11 protein-coding genes and 2 pseudogenes are annotated in these 14,750 nt (G+C 57.0%); 11 read left to right on the top strand and 2 right to left on the bottom strand.

Annotated features, from left to right (window positions below):
* The first annotated feature begins 537 nt into the window (after positions 1-537).
* The 5 genes from ltrA to K2M58_RS12950 all read left to right on the top strand — a co-directional run bounded on the left by ltrA (position 538) and on the right by K2M58_RS12950 (position 7,035).
* A complete protein-coding gene (ltrA, locus tag K2M58_RS03640; protein WP_252393520.1) occupies positions 538-2,484 on the top strand; it encodes a group II intron reverse transcriptase/maturase in 1,947 nt (648 codons plus the stop codon).
* Between the two features lie 290 nt (positions 2,485-2,774).
* Positions 2,775-3,056, top strand: a complete 282-nt coding sequence (locus tag K2M58_RS03635; RefSeq protein ID WP_082910488.1) for a transposase — start codon at positions 2,775-2,777, stop codon at positions 3,054-3,056.
* Positions 3,057-3,079: 23 nt separating this feature from the next.
* Positions 3,080-3,976 (top strand): IS3 family transposase, encoded by an 897-nt coding sequence (locus K2M58_RS03630; protein WP_220678726.1) that lies wholly within the window; start codon positions 3,080-3,082, stop codon positions 3,974-3,976.
* 1,037 nt (positions 3,977-5,013) lie between these two features.
* Positions 5,014-6,492: a transposase gene (locus K2M58_RS03625; protein ID WP_220678327.1), complete on the top strand. Its 1,479-nt coding sequence runs from the start codon at positions 5,014-5,016 to the stop codon at positions 6,490-6,492.
* A gap of 264 nt (positions 6,493-6,756) precedes the next feature.
* Complete coding sequence (locus tag K2M58_RS12950; RefSeq protein ID WP_220678326.1) at positions 6,757-7,035, top strand: ATP-binding cassette domain-containing protein; 279 nt, start codon at positions 6,757-6,759, stop codon at positions 7,033-7,035.
* 1 nt (position 7,036) lies between these two features.
* Here K2M58_RS12950 and K2M58_RS03615 read toward each other — a convergent pair whose 3' ends face one another.
* Positions 7,037-8,515, bottom strand: coding sequence for a transposase (locus tag K2M58_RS03615; RefSeq protein ID WP_220677919.1), 1,479 nt, complete (start codon positions 8,513-8,515; stop codon positions 7,037-7,039).
* A gap of 84 nt (positions 8,516-8,599) precedes the next feature.
* On the opposite strand from K2M58_RS03615, the gene K2M58_RS12945 reads away from it, so the two are divergent.
* The 6 genes and pseudogenes from K2M58_RS12945 to istB all read left to right on the top strand — a co-directional run bounded on the left by K2M58_RS12945 (position 8,600) and on the right by istB (position 12,683).
* A complete protein-coding gene (locus tag K2M58_RS12945) occupies positions 8,600-9,019 on the top strand; it encodes an ABC transporter ATP-binding protein (protein ID WP_220678325.1) in 420 nt (139 codons plus the stop codon).
* 12 nt (positions 9,020-9,031) lie between these two features.
* On the top strand, positions 9,032-9,799 hold the full coding sequence (locus K2M58_RS03605) for a hypothetical protein (RefSeq protein ID WP_220678324.1): 768 nt from the start codon (positions 9,032-9,034) through the stop codon (positions 9,797-9,799).
* A 35-nt stretch (positions 9,800-9,834) separates the two neighbouring features.
* Positions 9,835-10,305, top strand: a complete 471-nt coding sequence (locus K2M58_RS03600; RefSeq protein WP_220678323.1) for a hypothetical protein — start codon at positions 9,835-9,837, stop codon at positions 10,303-10,305.
* 340 nt (positions 10,306-10,645) lie between these two features.
* Positions 10,646-10,762, top strand: a pseudogene (locus K2M58_RS12555) (helix-turn-helix domain-containing protein); the annotation flags it as partial.
* A gap of 101 nt (positions 10,763-10,863) precedes the next feature.
* Positions 10,864-11,886, top strand: coding sequence for an IS21 family transposase (gene istA, locus K2M58_RS03590; RefSeq protein WP_354667532.1), 1,023 nt, complete (start codon positions 10,864-10,866; stop codon positions 11,884-11,886).
* On the top strand, positions 11,883-12,683 hold the full coding sequence (gene istB / locus K2M58_RS03585; protein WP_220678321.1) for an IS21-like element helper ATPase IstB: 801 nt from the start codon (positions 11,883-11,885) through the stop codon (positions 12,681-12,683). Before istA ends, istB begins: the two co-directional genes overlap by 4 nt.
* 990 nt (positions 12,684-13,673) lie before the next feature.
* Here the strand turns inward: istB and K2M58_RS12940 are convergent.
* Positions 13,674-14,648: pseudogene (locus K2M58_RS12940) on the bottom strand (transposase).
* Between the last annotated feature and the right edge of the window lie 102 nt (positions 14,649-14,750).

The raw sequence follows: 14,750 nt of genomic DNA, 5'->3' as shown, positions 1-14,750 counted from the left end.
ATTTTACATCCGATGTTGACACAGGAATGATGGGACCATGCCTCCCTGAAACTGCCAGCCTAAACTCCTGCAGGCGTCGGAAGGTACCGGCCTTCCGGGGTCTGAAGCCAGGTGAAGTCGGCGTCAAGGCACCTAAAGCCGTCAGGCCATGGTGTATACGCCGGGGCGCCATAAGGCCCGCATGGTGAGAATGGGAGTGGGTGGCTCCCTCCCCGACGAAGCCGCGAATGTACGGGCCGTCATCAGGGCCAGGGGGAAACCTCTGGTTGTCCTTTCGGACTAGCACCTGACGCGGAGTAAGAATGGAGTCTATGAAACGCGTCCACCCGGCTATGGGGGTGTGTGGGTGCTCGGCCCAAAGCGGTCACCTAAACGGGCGTATGTAAGGCTAGGGAAGCGGGAACGTGGAAAACCGACCACGGCCTAGACTCTTAGTGAGTCTATAAACCGCCGGTGCGGGGCCGGTCCCTATAAGGCGCAACGCCGAAATGGGTTTAGGTTTGTGAGAGCGCGGTCACGACTGATGAAGGCCCTGTAATGGGGCTGGAGGAACAGACCGCAGTCTACCGATTCAAGCGGCATCTCAACCCTCAGATCACCGGTCGGGTAAGAACGTGGGTACATCCCATGTCCTGCCTTGCCGTTGCAGGAGGGAGGGATGCCACAGTGATCGCCCTACGATACAACGAGTACTACGACCTGCAACATGTCTTTGACCACCTGTACGAGCGGTCCCGGAAGGCAGAGTCTCTGGAGGATCTATACGAAATCGTAACCTCCAGGGAGAACATTCTCCTGGCCTACCGGAACCTGAAAGACAATGAAGGTGCGGAGACCCCGGGCGTCGACGGCCTGACCGTTCGGGGCCTTGCCCGTATGAGCGAGGACGAACTGGTTAACATAGTCCGGGGCGCCCTGGAAAACTTCGAACCCCAGCCTGTCCGGAGAGTGTTTATCCCCAAACCCAACGGGGATAAACGACCGCTCGGCATCCCCACGATCCGGGATCGGCTCATACAGCAGGCGCTTAAGCAAGTGCTGGAGCCCATTGTGGAGGCCAAGCTGTACAAGCACAGTTATGGCTTTCGACCCCTGAGGTCGACCAAGCACGCGATCGCAAGGGTAAAATACCTAATTAACAACGCGGGGCTCCATTATGCCGTTGATATCGACATCAAAGGGTTCTTCGACAATGTCAACCATACGGTCCTCATGCGCCAGATTTGGAACATGGGGATTCAAGACCGGAGAATCCATGCGATCATCGGCAAGATGCTGAAAGCGCCTGTCGAAGATGAAGGCATTCCTTCGAAAGGAGTTCCTCAAGGAGGAATCCTCTCCCCACTCCTTTCGAACATTGCCCTTAATGACCTGGATCAGTGGGTGGCGGGTCAGTGGCACCATTTGCCTAGCCACCGCCAGTACTCAGGAGAGGATATAAAGATCAGAGCGTTGAAGAAATCCCGCCTTAAAGAAGGCTGGATCGTCCGATACGCCGATGACTTTGTCATCCTCACGCGTGACTGGCGGACGGCCTGGAAGTGGTTCCACGCGGTCAAGCAGTTCCTCAAGATTCGGCTGAGGCTTGACATCTCACCCGAGAAATCCAAAGTGGTCAACCTCCGGAAGGGGTCTCTGGAATTCCTGGGACTGGCCATTAAGGCCATCCCAAAACCCTCCTCACGTCAAGGACATGTTGCCGTCTCCGGAATCAAACCCAAGAAACGGCAACAAATCAAACAGACGCTGAGGAAAGGGATCAAGGAATTGGCCAGGTCCCCCTCCGGAAAGCTGGTCGCCTGGCTTAACAGTATCATCCTGGGCCTCCAGCGCTACTTCGAGATGGCTTCCCGGGTGCAGATAGAGTTCAGCCGAATCTGGTACGACCTCAGGAAGCTCCTTCACAATCGTCTCAAAAACAAAGCGGAATACGGGATTCCCCGCGATCCCCCGGAAACCTACCGTCGGCTGTACGGTAGACACCGGTACGCAACGTGGACCATCGAGGGAATCCCGATCTTTCCGCTTCCGGCGGTGAAACACAGTTGGCCTGATCAATTCAACCAGGCCGCCTGTATATACACCCCCAGCGGGAGGAAACTGGCCCACAAGTACCTCCACCCGAACGTGGCGACGGAGATCGAGAAACTCATGCGGTCAAACGTCGGCGATCGTTCGGTGGAGTACCTGGACAACCGCCTGAGCCGTTACTCCATGGTTCAGGGCCGCTGTGAGATTTCCGGGGTATTCCTCCCGGCTGAACTGGTGCACGCGCACCACGTCATCCCCGCTAGCCAGGGTGGTGATGACAGCTTTGGAAATCTCCGGATAATCCACAAAGCGTACCATGCTCTGATCCATGCGACGGCCCCTGAGACGATCGACCGGCTGTTGAAAGAACTTCAACCCGGTCAGAAGGAGCTTGCGAAGGTCAACAAATATCGTAGGGTTCTCGGGCTTGAGATGATACGTGCGAATCGGTAGATGGAACGCCGTGTGAAGGGAAACTTTCATGCACGGTGTGGGCCAGGGGAAAAGGGGGAGGAAGTAATCCCGGTAAGGGGTGAAACCAAACCCTTACCTATTGGCATTACGGCTTTGAGACGCACACCATCCGAGGGCTGAAGAAGATGCGCGTGCGGGTGGGGTTTGCGCTGGTGGTCATGCTGGGGATGGCGCTTGGACGCCTGCGCGAGGGATGGTGGTCATGCGCCCCTCAGACTGGACAAATGCTAAAACTATGTTGTATCCTTCTGTCAAAGGAGGGGCGACCTGTGAAACGAACAAAATCCATCCCCGGCTCCATCAAATTCAAAGCGGCTTTGGAACTGATCAAAGGCGAAAAAACGCTCGTCGAACTTTCCCGGGAATACGGCGTTCATCCGAATACCCTCTTGAAGTGGAAGCAAACCCTCCTGGAAAAAGGCGCTGAGCTCTTTGAACCCCCGAACAAAGAGCAGGAATACCAGAAGCGCATTCGTGATTTGGAACAGCTCCTCGGCAAAAAGGAGGTCGAAATCGCGCTCCTAAAAAACTTCCTCGGGCAGGGGAGCTAGATCAACTTCCGCTTCAGGAGCGCATCCGTCTGGCGCAAGAGGCGCTGGCCAGGCGGCTGGCTCCCCTGCCGATTCTCCTCAAGACACTTCGCATTCCACGAGCGACGTGGTATTACCAGAAAAAGCGCCGGGAAACCGAGAAGAAACGAAGGGAGTCTGATGCAGCGCTCAAAGCTGAGATCGAAGCCATCCTTCAGGAACATCCGGAGTACGGCTATCGCCGCCTCGAGGCCGAGCTTCGGCGGCGGGGAATGGTCGTCAATGGAAAGCGGGTCCGTCGTCTTCTCCACACGTTTGAGCTTTCCCTCAAACGAAAGGTGAGAAAACCGAAGCCCAATCCGCTGCTCGAGACGGTCGTCCTGGCCAAGGAACGGGCGAATCTCGTCGCCGGCCTTCTTTCCGAACGGGAACCAGACGCCTTTGAGGTGCTCTACACCGATTTCACCCAGCTCGTCTATGGCGGCGGGAAGGTTTGGTTTTTGCCGATTCTGGACCATCGGACCCGCATGGTGATCGGATATGCCATCTCTTTCTCGCCGGATGTTCGGACCGCGCTTCAGGCTTGGGAACGGGCCAAAGCGTTCATCCTGACCCAAAAGAGGGAGCGCCCGAAAGCCATCCTCCATCACGATCAGGGCGGCGCCTTCTTGAGTCACGCGTGGGTCGGTCATCTCCTGCTTGAAGAAGGACAGCGACTGTCGTACAGCCTGCGGGGACCGAAGGAAAATCCCATTGTCGAATCCTTCTTCTCGCGTTTCAAAGCAGAGCATCAAGACCTTCTGCTTGAAGCAAGGAGCATCGAAGCCCTCGATGCGCTTTTGGCCGAACGGATCCGGTACTACAACGAGCATCGGCTGCATTCAAGCCTGCGGTACAAAACGCCCCAAGAAACGCTCAAAGAAGCCCTGAGCACAAGCTAGGTCTGAATCACATAGGGATACCGATCAAATTGTCTAATTTAAGGGGCGCGGCTCCGGTCAGGGAAATTGAGGAGTTTTGTGCAGGTAGCGTAGTGGAGGAAAAGAAGAATAGATTTGTTTGCCTTTTTTCTGTGGATTGGAAAAAGGGAGGTGGAGTATTGTCTTTTTTATTAAAAACACGGGGAATATATGCATGAAACCCGATCTGGTTTAAAAAAGAATCGTGGAATCCCCCAAAACTGAAGATGGCCTGATGCCCATCAAGCCGAGGTATAGGTACAGCGAAAAAAGCTCGTGATTGCGCGGACTTGACCCGCGGAGCCATTTTCCTTACAATATTATTACAATATTATCAGTCCTCCCACAAGTCAAGCCTACGGCTTACAAACTTCCCGCCAATCCTACCTCCACAACTCGCCACCGGACACCCGGGGGCAACCGTCAGAGGCGTGACCTTCAACTTACCTGAGTGTTTCCCTCGATTTTCCAGGGTGCGGTGCAATAGAGGGGTGAGAAATGACTCAACTCTTCACCGCCTAACCGCCTGCCTGCGGAAAATTGCGGAACGAGGGACGCGACAAGAGCTTGGGAGGATTGACCGCATGGCGCGAAGATCAATTAGCGGCGGAATTACAATCATGCTGCTTACAACCATCCTCTTATTCTGGACAGGCATAGCCCAAGCAGCCGCTTCCATTTGGATAGACCTAGGAAGCGGGTGGCGTGCCCGCATAGACTCTCCTGATTCGGCAAAGCCTTACTACCACATCCACTTCTATTACAAGGGAGCTCACCGCAGTTGCGTGCGCCTCGACAACTTCCAGCCATGCGATAACACCCGCGGACTAAGCGACGTGCCAAATTCCCTTTGGGAGAAAGCACAGGCCAATGCGAAAGTACAACAAGCCATAAAGAAGCAACAACAACTTAGAAGGCCGGTGAAAAACCCCATCGTTTTGAAGGAAAACTGGACTCATGGATCGAATTCATTCCATCAAAGCAAGCAAGCATTCCTTTCCCAAAAAGGAGATTCAAACATGCGGCCTCGACGATTGACTTCCCATCAACCCAAATTGTTTCAGCACATTGATATGGAAGCCCTCGTGCCACACAATCACATCCTTCGCCAAATCGATCGCGTCCTGGACTTCTCTGCGATCCATGAGTGGGTCGCCCCGCTTTATTCGGAACGCACCGGACGTCCGGCCGTCGATCCGGAACTCGTCATGCGGATCATCTTACTGTCTTACCTCTTCAATCACTCTGAGCGGGAACTCTTTCAAATGCTCCCCATGCACGCCGGTTATTTGTGGTTCTTAGGGCTCGATTTCGAGTCCGTGCTTCACCCGGAGGCCGGGGGTCCGAGGCTTCCGGATCGCACGACCGTGGTCAAAACACGGAAACTTTGGCGCAGGCATGGCATTTTTGAGAAAGCCATGCGCCATGTGGTGGATCAGTGCATTGCCGCAGGGCTCGTTCAGCCGGAAGTGCATGTCGCGGTGGACGGCACCCTTGTACGAGCCAATGCTTCCATCCACAGTTTAAAGCCCATCGCGCCGGTCCCCGTGGAGTCGCTTGACGCTTATCTGGCCCGGCTGGAGGAAGAAGATCGCTCGTTTTCCGACGGCGGAGACGAAGACGACTCCTCTCCGTCTGACCCCCATCCTCCCGATCCGGGCCCGAACCTTTCATCCCCCGGCTCCCCTTCGGCTTCGTCGGGAAGGCCACCCAAGAAGCCGGGCGATTTTCGGGGGGAGCGGTTTTCCAACCGGACCCACCGGAGCATGACCGATCCGGATGCCCGCCTTTATCGAAAGAGCTCCGGTCAAGAAGCCCATTTGCGTTATCTCATTCATCATACGGTGGACACCCGCTCCTCCGTCATCTTGCGGACCCAGGCCAAGATCATCACGGGCACTGCGGAACGAGAGGCCGCCATCGAAGCTCTGCTGCACATCCGGCGTGAGCACCCCTCTCTTCGCATTCAAAGCGTCTCCGGAGACGGTGGATATGCCGATACGGAAACGCTCGATCGGCTTTTGAAGATGGACGTCGTTCCCCTTATTCCCGTGCGATCGCTTCAAAAAGAAGCGCTCCCCGGGTGGCGCCGAGCCGTTCGGGATCCGGAGAAAGCACGCCAAAGATGGAGCAAGATCAAGGCGGTGCTCGTTCGGAACAAAGTTCGTCGCCTGAATGGTCAAACGCATTACCGAGCCATTCGGAAACGACGCGTTGTCATTGAACGTCTTTTTGCCGAAGGCAAAGCGCAGCACGGCTTAAGCCGTGCTCGAAGCCGTGGCTTGGAAGCGATGCAAGAGCAAGCCATCCTGACGGCCGTGGTGCAGAATCTCAAACGATTAAGCCGGTATGTGCGGAAGCGCCCACAGACCGGGAGTTCCGTGTGCCTCAAACCGGCATACGAAAGGCTCACAAGGGGAGTGGCGGCGTTTTTGACGGTTCTATTCGTTCGGACGTCACACCTCGTCGGGCGAAGATGGTCGATCCAGTGGACTTAATTCACCAGCCTTTTAGTGAGGCGGCTAGACAGATAAAAAACAAACACCTCAACCTGTGGCACTACGCTGATATACTCATAGCAATCGGTCTCATTGTTGCTGCCACAGGCACCTTCTTCTTCCCAGCAGACGACATAGGGGCATGGGCCAACTTCATTCGGGCATTGGTGGGTATAGCTTGACTGCCACCCTTACCCCACGCGAGGCACTGGGCGGCCTTATTTGGTCGCCCGGCGCCAATCAAAGGAAGGGCAGCCCGAGACAATGATCCGCGCGATCAATCTGTGCATGCGCTTTGGTAAGAGGCTTGTATGGCAAGACGTGTCGGCCGAGTTCACTTCCTCTACCGTGACGTGCCTGTTGGGCCGCAACGGTACTGGCAAGACTACTTTGTTACGTTGCCTCGCGACCCTGATTGTACCAGTATCCGGAGAAATAATATGGTTTAATCAGTTTCGATGGTCAAGTGCAGCCGGATTGTGGACCAATTACATCAATATTCAACATGCACGATCCGAGATCTTTTATTTAGAAGGCTGGTGAATTAAGTCCACTGGATCGACCATCTTCGCCTGACGAGGTGTGACGTCATAACGAATAGAACCGTCAAAAACGCCGCCACTCCCCTTGTAAGCCCTTCGTATGCCGGTTTGAGGCACACGAAACTCCCGGTCTGTGGGCGCTTCCGCACATACCGGCTTAATCGTTTGAGATTCTGCACTACAGCCGTCAGGATGGCTTGCTCTTGCATCGCTTCCAAGCCACGGCTTCGAGCACGGCTTAAGCCGTGCTGCTCTTTGCCTTCGGCAAAAAGACGTTCAATGACAACGCGTCGTTTCCGAATGGCTCGGTAATGCGTTTGACCATTCAGGCGACGAACTTTGTTCCGCACGAGCACCGCCTTGATCTTGCTCCATCTTTGGCGCGCTTTCTCCGGATCCCGGACGGCTCGGCGCCACCCGGGGAGCGCTTCTTTTTGAAGCGATCGCACGGGAATAAGGGGAACGACGTCCATCTTCAAAAGCCGATCGAGCGTTTCCGTATCGGCATATCCACCGTCTCCGGAGACGCTTTGAATGCGAAGAGAGGGGTGCTCACGCCGGATGTGCAGCAGAGCTTCGATGGCGGCCTCTCGTTCCGCAGTGCCCGTGATGATCTTGGCCTGGGTCCGCAAGATGACGGAGGAGCGGGTGTCCACCGTATGATGAATGAGATAACGCAAATGGGCTTCTTGACCGGAGCTCTTTCGATAAAGGCGGGCATCCGGATCGGTCATGCTCCGGTGGGTCCGGTTGGAAAACCGCTCCCCCCGAAAATCGCCCGGCTTCTTGGGTGGCCTTCCCGACGAAGCCGAAGGGGAGCCGGGGGATGAAAGGTTCGGGCCCGGATCGGGAGGATGGGGGTCAGACGGAGAGGAGTCGTCTTCGTCTCCGCCGTCGGAAAACGAGCGATCTTCTTCCTCCAGCCGGGCCAGATAAGCGTCAAGCGACTCCACGGGGGCCGGCGCGATGGGCTTTAAACTGTGGATGGAAGCATTGGCTCGGACAAGCGTACCGTCCACTGCGACATGCACTTCCGGCTGAACGAGCCCTGCGGCGATGCACTGATCCACCACATGGCGCATGGCTTTCTCAAAAATGCCGTGCCTGCGCCAAAGTTTCCGTGTTTTGACCACGGTCGTACGATCCGGAAGCCGCGGACCCCCGGCCTCCGGGTGAAGTACGGACTCAAAATCGAGCCCTAAGAACCACAAATAACCGGCGTGCATGGGGAGCGTTTGAAAGAGTTCCCGCTCAGAGTGATTGAAGAGGTAAGAAAGTAAGATGATCCGCATGACGAGTTCCGGATCGACGGCCGGACGTCCGGTGCGTTCCGAATAAAGCGGGGCGACCCACTCATGGATCGCAGAGAAGTCCAAGACGCGATCGATTTGGCGAAGGATGTGATTTTGTGGCACGAGGGCTTCCATATCAATATGCTGAAACAATTTGGGTTGATGGGAAGTCAATCGTCGAGGCCGCATGTTTGAATCTCCTTTTTGAGAAGGGATGCTTGCTTGCTTTGATGGAATGAATTCGATCCATGAGTCCAGTTTTCCTTCAAAACGATGGGGTTTTTCACCGGCCTTTTAGAGAGTAGTGTTAGATTGAATGCAGATCTAACTGCGGAGGAGAATCTTCGGTACCTACAGACTCTTGAGCAGGTTTCTGTGTCGCGGCAGGAGCTTCATCGTCGCCTCTCAGAATTTCAACTCGATACTTATAGTTCTGTGCCAGTCCGCTATTTATCTAAAGGGCAACAACGCAAAGCCAGCCTGCTTCTATCAATGTTTACGCGACGGAGAATTTTGCTACTGGATGAACCCACCGAAGGGCTTGACGATCATGCACTTCAGACTTTTGAGCATTGGCTCCGTATCACAAAATACGGGCGCGTCGTTATTCTGTCTACGCACGATCTGTCTTTTGCGAAACGAATTTCTGACCAGATTCTAGTGTTGGATGAACATGGCATCAAATCTGGATAGAGACTTCCTTAGGTGAGGCAACAGAACAGGATGATCAAAATACCAGGTAAAGCATGCGCACTCAAGACATTTTCCACCATGAGGCAGTCGCGCCCGGCGTTCGTCCTTGGTCTCGTTGCGTGGCTTGGTGCTTCTGCTTATTTCGCCTTTCGTTTCGCTGCCGCTGAGCAGAGCGGAGATCCATGGTGGCGAGAGCTGCTTACCATGTTAGTATCTTTGCAGATTCTTTCGGGAAGTATCGCGCCTACCGCAAGCGAAGTAAGGACAGAGCTAACATCAGGCCGATTACCTACTGTTATGCTTCTGAGTGGAACGTTATGGAAGGCATTCAACGAGAGTGGAGTAGTACGATCAATTTATGTCTGGCTCCGCTCAGTAGCAACGTTCCTAATTATCGGCGCTATAAGCGGGTTCCCGTCTTGGCCACAACTGGCTTTCGGTCTTACATTGTTATTGGTCAGCGTCATTGGTTTACAAGCATTTGCAAATATACTGGCCAGTCTTACGATAGTGCTCGGCAGACATGCCACAATCGGCATTGCCATCGGACAGCTGGTCGTGATCGCGATGGTAGTGCTATCGAGCAAGCCCAGCGTCTTGCTGCCTTTTGGCTTGGGGAGGGTTCTTGTAAGAACAATGGTTCAGGGGGGAGACCTGCCGGCAGGGGGGGCGATACAAACACTCGCGAATGCCTTTCTGTACTTGATCGCCTCGTACGTTGTGATAACGTGGATAGAATGGAGAGCCCTCACCATGGGAAAGTTCTTCGATCACGACTGAGGGTGCCATAGTCATGGTAAGGAGGAAGGTTGTGCATGAAAGTATATCGGTACTTGCGAACGGAAACCTTAGAACTCTACCGCGTCTACCTTGAGGATTTCGCTACGGCGGCGCACATGGCGCTCATCGACCACCGTCGCCCCACACGCCTAGAGGACTACCCGGAGGCAGTCCGAAAAACGGAGTTGGAGGTTGGCAAGTTCGAGCCAGACGTGAATTTCGTTGCCGCTTATGTGTTCTTTCCAGCCGGGTTGACCCGGGATGTTGTAGGGAACTTGGTGGAACTGGCGGACGGTCTTCTGATGGACTCGGCCCCGATTAATTACTACCATAACATTTATTCGATCTCAGTGCCATCATCAGACGAAGAGAGAGTGAAAGGACACATGATGCAATATCTGCAATCCATGGGATACTACCTGACAGATCTTGAGGCGGCTGTGGATCCGGCAAGCTGGAATTATTTTCTCCAAAGGTTAACTTCAAGAGCGACTTCGGGCGCCTGAATCCGTGAACGGTTGGTCTGGGGCTGTTGTGTGGGGAAAGGGATGGATGAAGCAAAGGCGTCGAGTTCCACGAAATGCGGAAGTTCCCCAACAACCCTCTGGGCAGACGTTCCGCCGTCATGCCTCGGTAGCCAGCCTGTCCACCGCCTGGAGGGTCAAGAATCGCAACGGCACCGTATCCCCCGAGTTTGACAGTAACCGCATGGGCAAGCCATTCCGTGGTGGCTTTTTTCTGTCATCGCCGGTGTTAAACTGACCCGGGATCGCCGGGTAGGAACTGACCCCCCCGGCAAATACACCTTCCGAATCCAGCCACGGAGCGGGAGGTGTTCTCGGCAACATGCTGGGAGGTGGAAAGGTGAAACGCCTATACGAGCTTCACGGCGAGGGTCGGTCCATCCGGGAGATCGCGCGAATCCTCGGCATCTCCCGGAACACGGTGCGGCGGTACTTGCGCGCCACCGAGGTGCCCAAGCCGGCACCTCGGGCGACTCGCGGCTCGAAGCTCGACCCGTACAAAGCGTTTATCCTGCAACGGGTCGCGGAAGGTGTGGAAAACTGCGTCGTCCTTCTCCGCGAGCTGCGGATCCAGGGTTACGAGGGGAGCTACACCATCCTCAAGGAGTTCGTCCGGCCCCTGCGTCGCCCCCGATCCATCCCCGGTACGGTCCGGTTCGAGACGCAGCCAGGCATGAGGCGCAAGTGGATTGGGGCAGCTGTGCCTATACGCTGCCGGACGGCACGGTCCGGCGAAAGTGGGTCTTCGCGATGGTGCTCAGCTGGTCCCGGGCCCTGTACGTAGAGTTTGTCGACCGGGCCGACACCGCGACGTTCATCCGGTGCCATCTGAACGCGTTCCGGTCCTTCGGCGGAGTGCCCGAAACGGGCCTGTACGACCGGACCAAGCTGGTGGTGTTGGGACTGGACGAGAACGGCGAGCCCAAGTGGAATGAACGCTTTCTGGACTTTGCCCTGCGGCTGGGTTTTGCCATCCGGCTCTGCCAGGGCTACCGCCCCCAGACCAAGGGCCGGGTGGAAAGCGGCATCAAGGACGTCAAGGGCAACTTCTGGCCCGCGGTTCGGTTCACGGATCTGGATGACCTGAACCGGCAGGCACTGGCGTGGTGTGATCCCGTGGCCAACGTCCGCATCCACGGCACCACCCATGAGCGGCCCGTGGACCGGTTGGCGATCGAACGAGGGGCCTTGCGGCCGCTTGCTTCGCAGGAGCGGCTTAGGCCCTGGCTGCGCGAGCAGCGGCAGGTGGGCCGGGACGGTGACGTGCCGTGGGAACGGGCGTGGTCCGGCCTGCCGTGGCCCTGGCGGCCCGGCCAGCTCGTCCAGGTCCAGCCGGGCGAGGGCGTGGTCGAGCTCTGGGTCGGTGACCAGCGGGTGGCGGTGCATCCCCGAGCCCTCCGGCCGGGCCAGCGCTTCACGCACCCGCAGCAGTGGGCGGGGTTGTCCGCGAAGCGTGACCGCCCGCGGCCGGAGCCCCGGGCGGTGCAATGGCCCACGGTGGAAGTCGAGCGACGGTCTTTGAGCACCTACGAGGCTCTGGTCGAGGCGGTGAGTCGGCGATGATCGCCCTGGAGAAGGCCCGGCAGTCCCTGGAGCAGCTGGGCTTGAGCCACGCGGCGGCGGTTCTCGAAAGCCGCCTGGAGGCAGCCGCCCAGAAGCAGCTCCCCTACCCCGACTTCCTCGTGGACCTGCTGGGCCTCGAGGCGGCGGCGCGCCGGGAGCGCTACCTGCGGACACGGACACAACTGGCGCATTTGCCCTTTCACCGCACCCTGGAGCAGTTCGACTTCGGGTTCCAGCCGTCCGTCGATGAGCGCCAGATTCGCGAGCTGGCTACCCTCTCCTTCGTCGCCGACGCCGCCAATGTGATCTTCCTCGGACCCCCAGGCGTGGGCAAAACCCACCTGAGTGTGGCTCTCGGGATCAAGGCGATCGAGGCCGGCTATGGGGTGTACTTCGTGCGGGCTCACGAGCTGCTCGAAGACCTGCGCCGCGCCCAAGCCGAGCACCGGCTCGACCGGCGCATGCGAGTCTACCTGGCCCCCAAGGTGCTGATCATCGACGAATTCGGGGTCTGGCCCTACGACCGGGCTGCGGCAACCGCTCTGTTTGCCCTGATCTCGGCCCGTTACGAACGGGGCAGCATCATCTTGACCAGTAACAAGGGATTTGCGGAGTGGGGCGAAGTGTTGGGCGATTCGGTGATCGCCACCGCCATCCTCGACCGGGTGCTTCACCACAGCCACGTCATCAACATCCGGGGCGAGAGCTACCGGCTTCGGGAGAAGAAGCGGGCGGGACTGTTCGGCGGGACTCTAACCCGAAAGGGGGGATGCCGCGGCTCTAAACATAGTAAGTGACCGGAAGGGGTGGGTCAATTTCCAAGCGGCGCCAAGCGGGTCACTTCTAAGTCGGCGTTGACGGCAAAAGCCGATCGAGCGTTTCCGTATCGGCATATCCACCGTCCCCGGAGGCGCTTTGCATGCGAAGACAGGGATGCTCACGCCGGATGTCCAGCAGCGCTTCGAGGGCGGTCTCTCGTTCCGCAGGGCCCGTGATGATCTTTGCGGCCTTCCCGACGACGCCGAAGGGGAGCCGGGGAATAAAAGGTTTGGGGTCCGGATCGGGAGGATGAGGGTTGGACGGAGAGGAGTCGTCCTGGACCTCGTCCCCGCCGTCGGAAAACGGGCGATCTTCTTCCGCGTTTTGACCCCGGGCGTGCGATCCGGAAGCCTCGGACCCCCGGCCTCCGGGTAAAGCACGGACGCGAAATCGAGCCCTAAGAACCCCAAATCCTCGACGTGCATGGAGCATTTGAAAGCGTTCCCTCTCAGAGGGATGGAAGAGGGAAGAACGTCAGATGATCCGCATGACGAGTTCCGGATCGACGGCCGGACGTCCGGTGCGTTCCGAATCAAGCGGGGCGACCCCCTCATGGATCGCGGAGCAGTCCAAGACGCGATCGAATTGGCGAAGGATGGGATTTTGTGGCACGAGGGCTTCCATATCCCTATGCCGAAACCATTTGGGTTGAGGGGAAGTCAATCGTCGAGGCCGCAGGGTTGAATCTCCTTGTTGAGAAAGGGATGCTGGTTTGCTTTGATTAAATGCATTCGATCAATAGGTCCGGTTTCCCTTCAAAACGAAAAGTTTTTTCACAGGCCTTCTCGGCCTTTTTCGATGTCCCTTTTTCTTCGGACCTTCATCACGAGTCCCATCGGCGTGTTGAATCCGACATCCCCATGATCTGGTTGATCACCCGCAAGCTGGGTGATTCAGGCCATGCCAAACCAAGGCCAGGTTCTTGGTTACCTGGCCCAGGAGATCCGCCTTCTACGATCGCCTGCCGTTTAGGACACCCCTCGAACCAAGCGCCTCATGTGTTCTTGCTGCTTCTCCCGGACCTTCCCCAACGCCAGCGCCAGCATCACACACAGAGCCAACCCGCAGCGTAACCGCATCTTCGCCAACCCTCGAATGGGGTGCCGTTCAAACCCAAACGAGACGTCCCATCGGCTGTTCACCCGCTCGACCGCGTCCTCCCTCGGTACTCCTGGGTCCCTATATAGCTCTCCCGTGCAATCGGGGTGCAAATCCGCCGGTCCACCGCGAGCGCCACGCGTACCCCTCCTTCAGAATCTCCGGACGTCGTTTCGCCAGCTCGTCCAATAGGACATGCCTCTCTGACGTCCGAGCGCGACCCCTTGGTCCCCGTATACGCCACAGGCAACTCATGCTTGGCGTCGACCACCAGATGGAGCTTATAGCCAAACCACCGAACCCCTTTCTCCCAAATCGTCCCGTCCTCTCGGCCCCGACGGTAGGTTTTCGTCCCGTACTCTGCATCCAAATCCCGCCGTCCGTCTGCCTCCTTTTCTTTCGAGGGACGGGACGCCCACGAGGCGATCGCCTTACGGTCCATCACCAAACGACGCCCAAATTCCGGAAGCTCTTGGCTCAGGGCCTTCACCAACTCGTCGAACATCGATTCGATCCACGATCCGTGCGTCATCAAGCGGCGGAAAAATCGGATGTAAGCGGCTGCGCTGGGAACTGCGCGCAACCCACAGATCGATCGCAGTTGCCCGTTTCGAGACAGTTCCCGGCGCAGGCTCTCGATCGACGGGTGCTGAAACACGATACCGGCCCCCATCGAGTTCCATATCGCCCGTACCGGGTCGTCCTCTCGCCCATGACCTCTCGATTTCTCCAGTTGCACCATAAACTTCGTCCGGCAGATGTTCCAGAACCAGCCAGAGGCATTCCAGATCTCCAAGCGGCTCAATCTCGTCCCAGGAAAGTATTTTTTTCGGTGAGATCTCCATTCGCTTTGAACAGCGATGATCCCCGCCTGCCTCCCGAAACTTTACACGCTCCTTTGGAAGGCGCTTTCAGCCCGGCACCGGGCGATTATGGTATAATCACCC

This window comes from Hydrogenibacillus sp. N12, assembly GCF_019645935.1.
Lineage (GTDB): Bacteria > Bacillota > Bacilli > Thermicanales > DSM-22653 > Hydrogenibacillus > Hydrogenibacillus schlegelii.
This window is presented reverse-complemented; position numbering and strand designations above follow the sequence as displayed.